The organism is Streptomyces sp. NPDC003327, from assembly GCF_053589515.1.
The window spans coordinates 194,568-208,013 of the sequence record NZ_JBSFSA010000004.1 but is presented as its reverse complement, the minus strand read 5'-3'; the positions used below and the strand labels follow the sequence as shown (position 1 = coordinate 208,013).

The window sequence follows — 13,446 nt, the reverse complement described above, 5'->3', positions numbered from 1 at the left end:
CCATGGCCATCCCATGCTTGTTCGTCTCCGCTCCCGCACACCCACGTGGCCGTGACGATGGCGGTGCTGTGCCTGCTCGCCGACGGGGCCGCGCCCGACCTCATGCGCGCCGAGGGAGGCCCTTCGGTCACGAGGAGGGGGAGGCCAGGCCGAGGACTTCGGCTGTACTGCGGGCGGCGAGGCTGTGCCAGAGGCGTGAGCGGCGGATCATCGTGTGGCGGCCGCCGGGCATGCGGATGCCGCGGGCGCGGGCTCCGGCCGCCTCGGCACGGCGAAGGTAGGCCCAGGTGTCGGTGGCGGACGTGATCGGGTCGGCCGGGTCGTGGAGGGCGATGACGGTGCGGGGGGCAAGGTGGGTGACCGGCTCGCCGGGAGGGCACCAGGGGGCGAGGGCGACGACGCCGCGGACCTGCGGATCGTCGGCGGCCCGCAGCGCGGCCCGGGCGCCCATGGAGTGCCCGAGCAGTACCACGGGCAGGGGGCCTGCCGTGTCGGCGAGTTCGGCCAGGGCCCGGCGCGTGTCGTGCACGGGGTCGGCTCGCTCTCCGTTCCAGCCGCGCCTTTGGTAGCGGACGTATCCGATGAGGACGTCGGCGTGGCGGGGGTCCTGGCCGAGCGCCCGGGCGAACGCCCTCATCCTCAGGTCGGGCAGGTTGAGGGGTGGCAGGGGTGCGAGGGAGTCGGCACGTCCGCCGTGCAGCAGCAGTACCGCGCCGGCCGCGGGCAGGAACCGGGGCTCGGGCAGGTGGAGGGCATGGAGGGCGCTGCTTCGCCCGAATCCGCTCATGTCGTACTCTCCGGCTTGCCGCGAGCGGTTCTGCGGGGTGGCAGGGGGAGGAAGCCACTGGTGCGGGCGGCGTACGCGGCGTAGCCGGGGCGGTGGGCCATGTGTTTCTCCAGGAGGCGCTTTCCGCTGCCGACGGTGAGGAGCAGGGTCATGAGGACCGGGGAGGCGAGGACGGCGAGGGCCGGCTGCCACGCGGTGCAGGCGAGCAGGTACAGGCCCCACCAGACGAGGCTGTCCCCGAAGTAGTTGGGGTGCCGGGTCCAGGCCCACAGGCCCTCATCCATGATCCGTCCCCGGTTGGCGGGGTCCGCCTTGAAGCGTGCCAGCTGGTGGTCCCCGACGGCCTCGAAGGCGAGCCCGGTCGCCCAGACCGCGGCCCCGCAGTACGCGAGGGCGTCCAGGGGCGCCGAGCTGTAGGAGGCGGCCTGGACGGGCAGGGAGATCAGCCAGACGAGGGCGGCCTGGCCGAGGCAGACGGTGCGGAGCGCGTAGAGGGTCCGGTTGCCCGGTGCTTTGTCGAGGAGGGCGGTGTAGCGGGGATCCTCGCCGTGGCCGCGGGAGCGGTGGGCGATGTGACCCGCCAGGCGTAGCCCCCAGACGACTGTCGCCGCGGCGACGACCAGGCGCCGGCCGCCGTCGCCGTGGTCGGCGGAGAGCAGCCAGGTGACGGCGGCGACGGCGGCGAATGCGAGGCCCCAGGCGATGTCGACGATACGGTGCAGTCGGCGGCGCACGGCGATGGCGAAGGTGGCGAGGAGCACCGCCGGAGCCGTGGCCGCGGCGACGGCGAGGTTGACGGCGAGGGCGCCCCAGTCGGTGCCGTTCACGCCGGCATCGCCGGGTGGTACCAGGCGGCGGGGGTGGCCGGCATGCCGGACACGCCGTCGCGGGTGGGCCGTACGGCGAGGATCTGGTCGACGCCCATGCGGCCCTCGGCGAAGGCGAGCGAGGCACCGGCGAGGTAGAGCCGCCAGACGCGGGCGGTGGTCGTTCCGACGAGGTCCTCGAAGTCGCTCCAGCGCTGTTCGAGGGTGGCGCGCCAGGCGTCGATGGTGGTCGTGTAGTGCTCGCGGAGCGCTTCGACGGAGCGGGCCTCCAGTCCGGCGGTCTCCAGCACGTCCACGGTCCGGCCGACGGGGCGCATGTGCATGTCGGGGGCGATGTACGTCTCGATGAAGGCGCCCCCTCCGGGCGCGTGGGCGCCCCGGGACATCTGCTGGATCAGGAGCCGGCCTTCGGGGCGCAGCGCGTCGCGCAGCGTGGCGGCGAAGGCGGGGTACTCGGCGTCGCCGACGTGCTCGCCCATCTCGACGGCGGCCGCGGCGTCGTAGCCGCCCCCGTCGATGTCCCGCCAGTGCCGCAGCTGGACGTCCACGAGATCGGCCACCCCCTCGCGCGCGGCGCGTTCGGTGACGTGGTCGTGCTGGGCGCGGGACAGGGTGACGGCGGTGACGCGCGCCTTGTACGCGCGGGCCGCGTGGACGGTGAGGGAACCCCAGCCGCAGCCGACGTCGAGCAGGCGGTCCCCGGGTCCCAGGTCCAGTTTGCGGCAGATCAGGTCGAGTTTGTCGCGTTGCGCGTCGGCCAGGGTGTAACCCGGGTCGTCGGGCCGGGTCCAGTAGGCGCAGGAGTAGGCCATCGACTCGTCGAGGAGAAGGGCGTAGAAGTCGTTGGAGAGGTCGTAGTGGTGGCTGATGCCCGCGCGGTCGCGCGAGACGCTGTGCAGGCTGCCGGTCAGCCGTGCCCGCCCGTCGGGGCGCCTCGGGGGCGGACCGACGACGCCCAGGCGTACCGCGAGGGCGGTGGCCGCGGCCATGCCCGCCGGCCCGGGGCGTGCCGGGCGCCGGTCGCGGACGCTCCGGCCGGCCTGGGAGAGGGCGTCGGCCAGGTCGCCCTCGACGTCGAGGTCCCCGGTGACGTACGCCTCGGCGAGCCCGAGTTCGCCGGGCTGCCACAGCACGCGGCGCAGGGCGTCGGGCGAGCGGAGAACCACCAGGGGCGCGTCCGCGGGGCCCGTCTGGCTGCCGTCCCAGGCGCGCAGACGCACGGGGAGCGGCCCCGGGAGGAAGTGGCCGAGGAGCTGGGCGAGTCGGTCGGCAGTGCTCATCGGTGGGTTCCTTCGGTGAGGAGGAGCTGGCGGACGTCGAGGTAGCGGGAGCGGAATCCGGCTTCCGAGTAGGCGAGGTAGAACTCCCACATGCGCTGGAAGACGGGGTCGAAGCCGAGGCCGGTGACGGCGGGGCGGCGGGCGGTGAACCGTTCGCGCCACAGGCGCAGCGTCTCGGCGTAGTGCTCGCCGAAGCCGTCGTCGGCGAGCGTGCGCAGACCGGCGGCGGCGGAGTGCTCGGCGATGGCCTCGCGGGAGGGGATCAGCCCGCCGGGGAAGACGTACTTGCTGATGAAGGTGTGGGTGGCGGCGGTGTGCAGCATCTGCCGGTGGCCCATGGTGATGGCCTGGAGGGCGATCCTGCCGCCGGGGGCGAGCGCGCGGCGCAGGGCGGTGAAGTAGTCGGGCCAGTAGTCGGCCCCGACCGCTTCGATCATCTCGACGCTGATCACGGCGTCATGGCGGCCCTCGATGTCGCGGTAGTCGCGCAGCTGGACGTCGACCCGGTCGCCGAGTCCGGCGGCGGCGATCCGCTCGCGGGCCAGGGCGGCCTGCTCGGCGGAGAGGGTCAGTGTGGTGACCCGCGCGCCGCGGGCGGCGGCCCGCAGGGCGAGTTCGCCCCAGCCGGTGCCGATCTCAAGGAGTCGGGTGCCCTCGCCGACGGCGGCGAGGTCCAGGAGCCGGTCGATCTTGCGGTGCTGTGCGGAGGCGAGGGACTCGAACCGGGCGGGGAACGCGGTGAAGACCGCCGAGGAGTACGTCAGGGTGGGGTCGAGGAACGTGGCGAACAGGTCGTTGGACAGGTCGTAGTGGCGCCGGATGTTGCTCCGGGCCCCGTCGCGGGTGTTGCGGTCGGCGTCGGGGCGGGCGGACACCCACAGGCCGCGGAGCCGGCGCAGCGGAGCGGGGACCAGCTCGTCGACGTGACCGGCGAGGACGGTCAGCACGCCGGCCAGGTCGTCGCTGTCCCATTCGCCGGCCATGTACGACTCGCCGAAGCCGATCAGTCCGTGCCGGCCGATCCGGCGGTGGAAGGCGTCCGGGTCGTGAACGGTCATGTGCGGACCGGCCGCGTGCACGCGGGCGCCTCCGGTGGGCGCGGCGAGGCTCAGCCGGTGCAGGGCGCGGCTCACCAGGTGCCGGGCGACGGCGGTACGAGCGGGTCCGGCCGACGGCGGCCGGGCCACGTCCGGCCACCGGTCGACGTCGACGTCCGCGCGGCGGGCGGTCGGCGCGGCTGCGGGCCTGCTGCTCGCGATCGGCTGGGGAGGGATCCCGGCGGTGAAGCCCACGGGCTGGGAGCGGGCCTGCGGTGTGAGGGCGGAGCGGGTCACGGCAGCATGCCTTTCTGCGGAGTGGAACGGACTCGGGCGTGCACGGGCAGGCCGCGCAGCAGCAGGTGGATGCCGTGGCGGCGGATCCCCGCCCAGACCGCGGCGGTGGACCAGGGCCTGCGGACGGCCGCGGACAGCAGGGCAGGTAATGTCGCGGGGTGACGGACGCCCCGGACGACGGCGGTGAACGCCCGGCCGCCGTCGTGCTCCAGATGGACGGTCAGCCCGAGGCGCTCGCCGGGCAGCGGCAGCCTCATCCGGTAGCGGCCCTCGACCGCGAAGAAGGGCGAGACGTAGAACTCCTTGTCCACCTCCGCCTCGCCGGCCTCGTCGGTGCGCAGCAGGTAGCAGTGGCGCTGCCCGTAGGTGTTGTGGACCTCTGCGACCACGCACACCGGTGCGCCCGAAGAGTCGTGGCACCAGAACACGCTCAGCGGGTTGAAGACGAATCCGAACACCCGGGCGTGCGCCACCATCACCACCCGCCCGCCGTCCAGGTCGACGCCGTGCGCGGCGAGGAAGGCGTCGAGTCCGGCGCGCAGGGACCCGGCGGTGCCGGCGAAGTGGTCGCGGGCGTCGAAGCGGGCGAGCGTCCGCAGCGGCCGGGGCAGCACCGGGAGCCGGTCGACGTCCACGCACCACAGGTAGGTGCGGTGCCGCAGAGCGTGGCGCAGCGGCGTCCGGCGCACGTGGGTGATCACGCACTCGTACAGGGCCGGGGTGCCGGCCGCCGTGAGATCGGGAACTGCTTCGACGGTGGTCACCAGCTCACCCCCAGGGAGCGGGCGGCCTGAACGCCGGAGAGGCAGCCGTCCTCGTGGAAGCCCCAGCCGTGCCAGGCCCCGGCGTACGCGGTCGTACCCGTGTGGAGTCGGGGCAGCTCCCGCTGGGCGGCGACCGAAGTCGGGGTGTACACCGGGTGCTCGTACACCATCCGCTCCACCACCCGGTCCGCGGCGATGCCGTCCTCGCCGCCGAGGGTGACGACGTAGTCGGCGCCGGCGGGCAGCTGTTGGAGCCGCCGCATGTCGTAGCTGACGCGGACGGGAGCGGCCGAGGGCTCGCAGCTGGTCATGCGGTAGTTCCAGGAGGCGCGGGCGCGAGGCGAGCGGGGCAGGACGGTGGTGTCGGTGTGCAGGACGGTGGGGTTGCGGGAGTAGGTGAAAGCACCCAGGAGTCGCTTCTCGTCCGGGGTGGGGTCCGCGAGCATGCGCAAGGCCTGATCGGGGTGCGTGGCGATCACGACGGCGTCGTACGTGTCCGTGGTTCCGTCGCCGGTGGTGATCAGTACGCCTCGGCCGGTGCGCCGGACGGTGTGGACGGGGCTGGAGGTCAGGACGCGCTGGATGTGTTTGGCGGCGGCGTCGACGTAGGCGGACGAGCCGCCGGTGACGGTCTTCCACTGCGGGGAGCCGGTGACGGAGAGAAGGCCGTGGTGGTCGAGGAAGGCGAAGAGGTAGGCGGCGGGGTAGGACAGGGCGGTGTGCGCCGGGCAGGACCAGACAGCGGAGACCAGCGGGAGGGCGAAGTGGCTGACGAAGTAATCGGAGAACCCGCCGTCGCGCAGGAAGTCCCCGAACGTGATACCCGGATGCGGAGTGCGGGCCAGCAGGCGGCGGGCGGCTCGGTGGAAGGCCGGAACCTCCGCCAGCAGTCGCAGGTAGCGGCCGCGCAAGCTGGGACGGGAGGCGAACAGCCCCGCCGGGCCACGGGCGCCCGCGTACTCCAGTCCGCAGCCGTCGCACCGCACCGACATGCTCATCTCGGCGTCCTGCGTGCCGATCTCCAGCTCCCGGAACAGCCGGAGCAGTGTGGGGTAGGTGCGTTCGTTGTGCACGATGAACCCGGAGTCGACGGGCACCGTTCGACCACCGGCCACGTTGAGTTCGCGGGTGTGGGCGTGGCCGCCGAGCCGTCCGTCCGCCTCGTACAGGGTGACCTGACTCGCGGTCGCGAGGACGTAGGCGGCGGTCAGTCCGGCCACTCCCGAGCCGACCACGGCCACTTTCCGGTCTGCCACCACAAGCGCTCCCGCCACTCGACACGCCGCTCGGCTGCTGCGTTTCACCCGTACTTCGCAGCAGCCAGGCCATCGGATTGGACGTGATCGATGACCGTGGGGTGGAGGGTCCGGCCGGCGAGGTGTGCCGGTTCAGCCGGTGAGGCCGGCGAAAGGTGCGCCCGGCGTGACGGCGGGCGGGGACGAGGAACCTCGACCGCTGTCGACGCGGAGCGCCCGGTCAGGCGGGAAGGGCCATCAGGAGCAAGGGGTCGGTGGTGGGCTGGGGGGACCCTCCGGCGGGTTCGAGCGTGAGGCCGACGGCGCCGGCGTCGGCAGGGTTTCCGGTGAGGATCACGGTGCCGTCGTGGTCGATCAGTCCGGCCGGGCGCATGGTGCCGTCGTGGTCGAGCCACAGCTGGTAGGTCTTCCCGGCGCCGGGCGCGGGCAGGTTGGCGGCGGTGAAGACGGCCTTGTTCTGCTGCTCGGAGGTGACGACGGTGGTCAGGGCTCCGTTGACGGCCTTGCCGTGGGCGGTGCGGGCGTCCGGGGCCGCCAGTACGGCGCTGACCGCGTCGAGTTGCTGCTGGGCCTGGCGGGCCTGCTGTTCGAGGTCGTTTCCGTTCTGCGTCTGCCACACCGCGACGCCGCCCAGTGCGGCCGCGGCCACGCTGGCGGCGAGCGCCAGGGGTACGGCCCGCCGGCGCAGGATTCTGCCGAGGGTGGGCGCCACGCCGGCGGCGGGGATGCGAGGGGGCAGTTGGCGTACGCCCTCGATGGCGGCCATGACCTGCGCCTTGATTGCCGGAGGCGGTGACTGGGCGACGGCTGCCGCCAGACGTGCCGTGGTCGCCCGGAACTCGGCGGCTTCCTGCCTGCAGGTCTCACAGGTCTGGAGGTGGGCGTCGAAGTCCTTGCGTTCGGCGTCGTCGAGGGCGCCCAGGGCGTAGGCGGCGACGAGGGTGTGGGCGTCGGTGGCGTGATGTTTCATGTGGTCACCCCCATGCAGTCGCGGAGCCGGATGAGCCCGTCGCGCATGCGTGTCTTGATGGTGGGAAGAGGCGTGCGCAGGGCTTCGGCGACTTCACGGTAGGTCAGGCCCTGGTAGTAGGCCAGGGTCACCGCCTGGCGTTGCAGTTCGGTCAGGCCGCGCAGGCACCGGCGTACCTGTTCGGACTCCAGGCGGGTCTCCACCTGTTCGGTGACCTCGTCGAAGGCGGTGGTGTACCCGCGGGAGGCCTGGGCCTGCTCGCGGTCGGTGGCGGCCTGGGCGGAGCGGACCCGGTCCACGGCCCGCCGGTGGGCGATCGTCGCAGCCCATGCCGTCACCGCGCCGGCCTCGGGCCGGTAGCGGGAAGCCTGGCGCCACAGGTCGATCATGACCTCCTGGGCGACTTCCTCGGACTGCGCCCGGTCGCGCACCACTTTGAGCACGATGCCGAAGACCAGGGGGGCGAGGGCGTCGTAGAGGGTGGAGAAGGCTTGCTTGTCGCCGCGCGCCACGTTGCCCATGATCTCTGTGAGGTCGCTGGGTGCGGGGCGGTCTGTGTGGCCGGCGCCGAAGAAAAGCGGCTGGTTCACCTGCGCCGCTCCGGTCGTGATGAGGAAGGGACGGGGCGGCCTGGGCCGGCCGTCGGGGGGCGGGGCGTCCATCGCATGCCGGTCCTTTGTCGTCGCTCGATCGAGCCGGGCCGCTCGGGGCGGTCGCGTCACCGAGGTCCGTCGGTGTCTCGTCCATTCTTCGTAGCGGACGGACGCGGGGATGGGTGGCGCTTCGTCAGCCACGCGAGCACTGAGTAACCCCTTCGAGGGAAGCAGGGCTCGGCGGCCAAGCCGGGGGGCGTGCGGCGGCGAAGACGGTGCGTGAGGGGAACGGAGCGACGTTCTCCGGCTCTCCTCGCCGGCCGCGCGGGTTGCTCGGCCGAGGCACCCCTTTGGGAGGTAGTTCACATGGTTCGTGTACGTCGTGTGCTGGCGGTGGCAGTGGCGGCCGGCGCGGTGGTCGTCGGCGGTGCGTCGATGGCATCGGCCGATGCCGGTGCGCAGGGAGTGGCCGCCCACTCGCCGGGAGTGGGCTCGGGCAACCTCGTTCAGGTTCCCGTCCACGTCCCGGTCAACGCGTGCGGCAACACCGTCAGCGTCATCGGGCTGCTGAACCCGGCTTTCGGCAACACCTGTATCAACGCCTGATCAAGCACCGCGAGAAGAGCTCCGGTCCGCCGCCGACAAGACGGGGTGGCGCGGACCGGTGATCCGCCCGGCAGGGAGCGTGCTCCGGGCGGGTCGGCCGCGGGCGGCCGTCGGCACGGCCGCCCGCGGCACCCACGCCTCCTACCTGGGCTGCCAGGCAAGGACCGCGATGACCTGCTTGCCATGGTTGGAGGGGCTGACGAAGAGGTCCGCCCCGAGCGCCCGGACGATCTTCAGTCCACGGCCCCCCGGATCCTGGCGCCGGGTGTCGCGGTGGTCCCCGGTCAGGTGCGTCGTGCCGTCGCTGACGGCGATACCCGCCCGTCCCCGCTCCAGGCTCAGGGTGAGCGCGTAGGGTCCGGCGGCGTGGAGCACCGCGTTGCCGACCAGCTCCGAGACGATCAGCACGAGATCCTCGGCAACCTCGCGGGGACACACATCGGCCTCCTGTGCCAGGAGACGAGCCGCGGCATCACGGGCCTGGCGGGCCGCGCGTTCGTCCGGGAGGAGCGGCAGATGCAACGTGGCCGGACACCCGCGGGGAGCGATGGCGGTGTCCATGAAGTTTCCTCGCACAGTGAGCGGTCTTCGTGACCGGAGAACCGGGTGGGCCGGGGACCCAGTGGCTGATGCCGGAGCCGGCCTTCCCGTACTGCTTCCGGTGCGCCTTCCAGTGATGATTCGTGACGACGGTCGCGATGGATTGCCGGAATCCGTGAGAAGGCCCCCGCACCGTGCGACTGGGCGCGGCCGCACAGGCCGTTGGGGCCGTCACCCTGCGGAACCGACGGAGTAGGCAGCACCGAGAAGAAGTTTCGCTCTTTCGGGCGTGGGACCAATCCGCCGGGTGAAGGCTGCCGAATGCAGCACGTGAGCAGCTTCCGCAGCAAACTCGTCCGCGCCGCTCTCGGCGCACTGGCAGGGCTCCTGACCGCGTTCACGGCTCTGGCCGTGGCGGAGCTGGTGGCCGGACTGGTGCGTCCCGCGGCCGGACCGGTGACGGTGGTGGGGGGAGCGGTGATCGACCGGACGCCCGCTGCGGTCAAGGACTTTGCGATCCGCACGTTCGGAGAGAACGACAAGATCGTTCTCCAGTTGGGGATCCTCGCGATTCTCGCCCTCATCGCCATCGGCCTCGGCCTCCTCGCCCTGTCCCATCGGCGCGCCGGTGCCGCGGGGGTGCTGCTGTTCGGGATCGTCGGCGCTGCCGCGGCTCTCGGCCGTCCCGACTCCACCGGTACCGGCGACGCGCTGCCCTCGATCGCCGGAGCGGTCGCGGGAGCGCTGGCTCTGTACGTGCTGGCGACCCGAGCCGCCACCGATCCCGCCCCGGACGGTCAGGCAGGCGCCGGGGTGTGGAGCAGGCGGGGGTTCCTCGCCGCGGCCGGTGCAACCACCGTCGCCGCGACCTCGGCCGGCGCGCTGGGCCGCTACTTCGCCGGCCGACAAGGCCAGGGCGCCGTCGCCTCCCGCGAGGCCCTGGTCCTGCCCGAGCCCGCCTCCCCCGCCCCCGCCGTCCCGGCCGGTGTCCAGCTGAAGGTGCCGGGCATCACGGCCTTCACCACACCCAACGCCGACTTCTACCGCGTCGACACCGCCCTGACCGTACCCAAGGTCGACGCCGGCGCCTGGCGGCTGCGTATCCACGGCAAAGGCGTCACCCGCCCCCGCACCTACACCCTCGACCAGCTCCTCGCCCGCCCCCTGATCGAACGCGACATCACCCTGACCTGCGTCTCGAACGAGGTGGGCGGCCCCTACATCGGCACCGCCCGCTGGCTCGGCGTACCCCTCGCCGACCTCCTGAGGGAAGCCGGCGTCCGGCCGCCGTCGACGGGCGGGCGGGCCGATCAGCTGGTGGCCCGCTCCGTGGACGGGATGACGCTCGGCTCCCCGGTGGAGGACGTGATGGACGGCCGGGACGCGATGCTCGCCGTCGGCATGAACGGCGAGCCGCTGCCCTTCGACCACGGCTTCCCCGTCCGCATGCTCGTGCCCGGCCTGTACGGCTACGTGTCGGCCTGCAAGTGGATCGAGGACGTCGAGCTCACCACGTTCGACACCTACGACCCCTATTGGGTCAAGCGCAAGTGGGCCCGACGCGCGCCCATCAAGACCCAGGCGCGCATCGACACCCCCAAGCCGTTCGCCCGCACCCCCGCCGGCACGGTCGTGGTCGCCGGCGTGGCCTGGGCCCAGCGACGTGGCATCACGCGCGTCCAGATCCGCGTCGACGACGGGCCCTGGCAGGACGCCGACCTCGCCGCCCAGGCCGGCCTCGACACCTGGCGCCAGTGGTCCTACCGCTGGAACGCCACCCCCGGCGGACACAACATCACCGTCCGTGCCACCGACGGCACCGGACAGGTCCAGACCGAACTGCGCACCCGCACCATCCCCGACGGAGCGAGCGGCTGGCACAGCGTCTTCGTCACCGTCCCCCAGACCACCCGGGCACGACAGCAAAGCCGTGTCCGCACCCCGTAACCAGCCCACTCGACACCCCGGCAGAAAAGCCTTCTCAAGGAGCAATCGAACATGAACAGCATGAAGATCCGCCGCACCGCCATTGCCGTCGCCGCAGCAGCCGCGCTGCCCTTCTCCCTGGCCGCGTGCTCGGACTCTGACAGCGGCACCAAGGCCGCGCCGTCGAGCGCGGCAGGTGACCGGGCTCAGACCAGTGCGGCGCCCACCGAGGAGGCCATGACCAGCGACCAGCCGTTCGGTCCGGCGTGCGCCGGGGTGCCGAAGGAGGGCGCGGGCTCGTTCGACGGCATGGCCAAGGACCCCGTCGCGACCGCCGCGTCGAACAACCCGGCCCTCTCCACTCTCGTCACCGCCGTCCAGAAGGCCGGACTCGTCGACACCCTGAACAACGCCGAGAACATCACGGTCTTCGCGCCGACCAACGACGCCTTCGCCAAGATCCCGAAGGCCGACCTCGACAAGGTCCTCGCCGACAAGGCCACGCTGACGAAGATCCTCACGTACCACGTCGTCGGCCAGAAGCTGACCCCGGCGCAGCTGGAGAACGGCTCCTTCGAGACCCTGCAGAAGGGCATGATCACGACGAAGGGCTCCGGCGAGGACTACACCGTCAACGACACCTCCAAGGTCGTCTGCGGCAACGTCAAGACCGCCAACGCCAACGTCTACATCGTCGACACCGTCCTCATGCCCAAGTAACCCGCTCGCTCGCAGCGTCCAGAGCTGCCGGCCTCGTACCCCTTCCGCGAGGGAGGGTACGAGGCCGGCGTCATGACCGCAGTCCGCCCCGGTAGTGCACCGCAACTCCGGGCCCGCACCCTGGTCCCGGGGCGCGGGCCCAGGCAGACAAGGGGTCTATTGGTTGACGGGCAGGGCCAGGTCGGTGACCTGGTACTTGGCCGGGAAGGCGCCCTTGCTGGTGGCCTTGCCCGTGAGCACGTCAATTGCGTACAGACGGTAGGAACCGCCGCTTCCGATGGCGGCGAAGCCGTGGTTCATCCCGGTGGTGGTGCTGTAGAAGATGTCGAACCCGGCGTCCAGCGCAGCGTCCACGCCCAGGTTGCCAGTGGGGGCCAGGGTGCCGGCGTTGGCGGGGGACTGCAGGGAGACACGGTCGGCCATGGTGTCCAGGTCGAACAGCACCGTCGCGGTCACGGCGTTGAGGTCGTTGTTGGTGTAGGCGGCGCCGGTGACACCCATGGCGGTCGACGGCGGCATCGTCGGGTTGGTCAGGGTGCCGTCGACAGCGGTCGTCAGCGGTGCGGCCGGGTCGTCGACGTTGTGGCGCAGGTTCTGTCCGGTGTCGGAGATGACCCGCAGCCGGTTGGCGGCGGGGTTGAAGTCCACGCCGAACGCGGCGCCGGCCAGGGCCACCGTCAGCTGGGAGACCTTCATGGCTTTGGCGTTGGTGGTGTTCAGGATGTAGATGCCGCCATTGTTCCCGACGCCGTACAGTTTCTCGTTCTGGACGCGGAAGTCGATCCCGACAAGCCTGGTGTCACCGGACAGCCCCGAGACCTTGCCCAGCGACCAGGCCTTGGACGGCTTGTTTACGTCGAACTCGACGAGACGCTGGTCGCCGGTCAGGCCGATCGCGTGCAGGGCCTGGTGGCCGTGGGCAGGCGGCGTCTTCGAGGCCGTGTGGGACACCGCCAGGGCGGGCGCCGCGCACAGGGCGGCCAGGACGACTGCGGAAGCCGCGGTCACGGTCCGGTTGCGCATGATGACTCCTTCGTGGGCCGGGCCGGGGAGGCCCAGGTCTCGTGCCGCATTCGCCACCGGTGCTCCAGGGGATAGGTGCCCGGGGCGGATGCCACCCGCACGGCCCAACGGCACTGCCGCGAGCTGCGCCGTCCGCGTGGGGGGACCGCGCGCCGTCTCGACTCAGGCACGGTGTGCCACCCCCTGCGGCCACGGCGTGCTCATGACTACTGAGGCGCGATGGCAGCCGACGGACTGCGCGGGGCTCGAGATCTACCGGGACGACCTCGGAACTGTCGCACTCGGCCGCACCGCCTTCGGCGTCCTCCTCGTCCTCGCCTACGGCCTGGGGATGGCCGCCACCCTCACGCTCGCCCGACTGCTCCTCCTCCACGTCAAGCACCGCATCAAGGAGGCCGGCGACCATTCCCGGCTGCGCCGGCTCGCACGCACCGCCACACGCATCGGACCGGTAGCCACCTCCACCCTGGTAGTCGTCGTAGGACTCGGACTGGCCGCACGCGCCCTCACCCCCTGAGGCCGTCCGGCGCGGAACACGGCGGCCCACCCACTCACCAGCCAGACGTACTCGGGGCGAGTCGTCACGCTGCGCAAGGCATCTGCAGGAAGCCGGAGGGAGCACCGGAGAAGTCCAGACCGGTCGTCGTCCCGCCAGCCCCGACGCGGTGGCTCCGCCGCGGGAAGGAGGTCACCGAGGGTGGCGCCGTCCCCGCTGGTCCCCTGCGTCGCCAGCCCGGTCCATCGAGCCCCCTGCGATCTCCACTTCAAGCTGACCGGGGCCCACCCGGGGTCCGGTGACATGGTCTGGCGCCACCGCACT

14 protein-coding genes are annotated in these 13,446 nt (G+C 72.3%); 4 read left to right on the top strand and 10 right to left on the bottom strand.

Features of this window, described 5'->3' with window-relative positions:
* Positions 1 to 127: 127 nt before the first annotated feature.
* The 8 genes from ACWDVG_RS05645 to sigK all read right to left on the bottom strand — a co-directional run bounded on the left by ACWDVG_RS05645 (position 128) and on the right by sigK (position 7,808).
* A complete protein-coding gene (locus tag ACWDVG_RS05645; RefSeq protein WP_451696506.1) occupies positions 128 to 787 on the bottom strand; it encodes an alpha/beta fold hydrolase in 660 nt (219 codons plus the stop codon).
* Positions 784 to 1,614, bottom strand: a complete 831-nt coding sequence (locus ACWDVG_RS05640; RefSeq protein ID WP_451696504.1) for a DUF1295 domain-containing protein — start codon at positions 1,612 to 1,614, stop codon at positions 784 to 786. Before ACWDVG_RS05640 ends, ACWDVG_RS05645 begins: the two co-directional genes overlap by 4 nt.
* Positions 1,611 to 2,894: a class I SAM-dependent methyltransferase gene (locus ACWDVG_RS05635; protein ID WP_451696502.1), complete on the bottom strand. Its 1,284-nt coding sequence runs from the start codon at positions 2,892 to 2,894 to the stop codon at positions 1,611 to 1,613. The genes ACWDVG_RS05640 and ACWDVG_RS05635 overlap by 4 nt, the downstream gene beginning before the upstream one ends.
* Positions 2,891 to 4,228, bottom strand: a complete 1,338-nt coding sequence (locus tag ACWDVG_RS05630) for a class I SAM-dependent methyltransferase (RefSeq protein WP_451696500.1) — start codon at positions 4,226 to 4,228, stop codon at positions 2,891 to 2,893. Before ACWDVG_RS05630 ends, ACWDVG_RS05635 begins: the two co-directional genes overlap by 4 nt.
* On the bottom strand, positions 4,225 to 4,995 hold the full coding sequence (locus ACWDVG_RS05625) for a DUF1365 domain-containing protein (RefSeq protein ID WP_451696614.1): 771 nt from the start codon (positions 4,993 to 4,995) through the stop codon (positions 4,225 to 4,227). Before ACWDVG_RS05625 ends, ACWDVG_RS05630 begins: the two co-directional genes overlap by 4 nt.
* Positions 4,989 to 6,248, bottom strand: coding sequence for an NAD(P)/FAD-dependent oxidoreductase (locus ACWDVG_RS05620; protein WP_451696499.1), 1,260 nt, complete (start codon positions 6,246 to 6,248; stop codon positions 4,989 to 4,991). Before ACWDVG_RS05620 ends, ACWDVG_RS05625 begins: the two co-directional genes overlap by 7 nt.
* A gap of 220 nt (positions 6,249 to 6,468) precedes the next feature.
* On the bottom strand, positions 6,469 to 7,218 hold the full coding sequence (locus ACWDVG_RS05615) for an anti-sigma factor (protein WP_451696497.1): 750 nt from the start codon (positions 7,216 to 7,218) through the stop codon (positions 6,469 to 6,471).
* Complete coding sequence (sigK, locus tag ACWDVG_RS05610; RefSeq protein WP_451696495.1) at positions 7,215 to 7,808, bottom strand: ECF RNA polymerase sigma factor SigK; 594 nt, start codon at positions 7,806 to 7,808, stop codon at positions 7,215 to 7,217. The genes ACWDVG_RS05615 and sigK overlap by 4 nt, the downstream gene beginning before the upstream one ends.
* A 369-nt stretch (positions 7,809 to 8,177) precedes the next feature.
* Here sigK and ACWDVG_RS05605 point away from each other — a divergent pair, with 369 nt between their 5' ends.
* Complete coding sequence (locus tag ACWDVG_RS05605) at positions 8,178 to 8,417, top strand: chaplin (RefSeq protein ID WP_451696493.1); 240 nt, start codon at positions 8,178 to 8,180, stop codon at positions 8,415 to 8,417.
* 141 nt (positions 8,418 to 8,558) lie between these two features.
* Here ACWDVG_RS05605 and ACWDVG_RS05600 read toward each other — a convergent pair whose 3' ends face one another.
* Positions 8,559 to 8,978, bottom strand: coding sequence for an ATP-binding protein (locus ACWDVG_RS05600; protein ID WP_451696491.1), 420 nt, complete (start codon positions 8,976 to 8,978; stop codon positions 8,559 to 8,561).
* Between the two features lie 300 nt (positions 8,979 to 9,278).
* Between ACWDVG_RS05600 and ACWDVG_RS05595 the strand changes: the two genes are divergently transcribed.
* Both ACWDVG_RS05595 and ACWDVG_RS05590 read left to right on the top strand, forming a co-directional pair.
* On the top strand, positions 9,279 to 10,904 hold the full coding sequence (locus ACWDVG_RS05595; protein ID WP_451696489.1) for a molybdopterin-dependent oxidoreductase: 1,626 nt from the start codon (positions 9,279 to 9,281) through the stop codon (positions 10,902 to 10,904).
* Positions 10,905 to 10,955: 51 nt separating this feature from the next.
* On the top strand, positions 10,956 to 11,603 hold the full coding sequence (locus ACWDVG_RS05590; protein WP_451696487.1) for a fasciclin domain-containing protein: 648 nt from the start codon (positions 10,956 to 10,958) through the stop codon (positions 11,601 to 11,603).
* A 156-nt stretch (positions 11,604 to 11,759) separates the two neighbouring features.
* Here the strand turns inward: ACWDVG_RS05590 and ACWDVG_RS05585 are convergent, their stop codons facing one another.
* Entirely contained in the window at positions 11,760 to 12,626 is an 867-nt protein-coding gene (locus ACWDVG_RS05585) for a DUF4394 domain-containing protein (protein ID WP_451696485.1), read from the bottom strand.
* 202 nt (positions 12,627 to 12,828) lie between these two features.
* Between ACWDVG_RS05585 and ACWDVG_RS05580 the strand changes: the two genes are divergently transcribed.
* Entirely contained in the window at positions 12,829 to 13,143 is a 315-nt protein-coding gene (locus tag ACWDVG_RS05580; RefSeq protein ID WP_451696484.1) for a hypothetical protein, read from the top strand.
* Positions 13,144 to 13,446 lie beyond the last annotated feature (303 nt).

Bases quoted from the DNA above. Each gene is read 5' to 3' on its own strand.
- ACWDVG_RS05645 (WP_451696506.1), bottom strand. From the start codon at position 787: ATGAGCGGATTCGGGCGAAGCAGCGCCCTCCATGCCCTCCACCTGCCC.
- ACWDVG_RS05615 (WP_451696497.1), bottom strand. From the start codon at position 7,218: ATGAAACATCACGCCACCGACGCCCACACCCTCGTCGCCGCCTACGCC.
- ACWDVG_RS05580 (WP_451696484.1), top strand. From the start codon at position 12,829: ATGACTACTGAGGCGCGATGGCAGCCGACGGACTGCGCGGGGCTCGAG.
- ACWDVG_RS05585 (WP_451696485.1), bottom strand. From the start codon at position 12,626: ATGCGCAACCGGACCGTGACCGCGGCTTCCGCAGTCGTCCTGGCCGCC.
- ACWDVG_RS05595 (WP_451696489.1), top strand. From the start codon at position 9,279: ATGCAGCACGTGAGCAGCTTCCGCAGCAAACTCGTCCGCGCCGCTCTC.
- ACWDVG_RS05590 (WP_451696487.1), top strand. From the start codon at position 10,956: ATGAACAGCATGAAGATCCGCCGCACCGCCATTGCCGTCGCCGCAGCA.
- ACWDVG_RS05635 (WP_451696502.1), bottom strand. From the start codon at position 2,894: ATGAGCACTGCCGACCGACTCGCCCAGCTCCTCGGCCACTTCCTCCCG.
- ACWDVG_RS05600 (WP_451696491.1), bottom strand. From the start codon at position 8,978: ATGGACACCGCCATCGCTCCCCGCGGGTGTCCGGCCACGTTGCATCTG.
- ACWDVG_RS05605 (WP_451696493.1), top strand. From the start codon at position 8,178: ATGGTTCGTGTACGTCGTGTGCTGGCGGTGGCAGTGGCGGCCGGCGCG.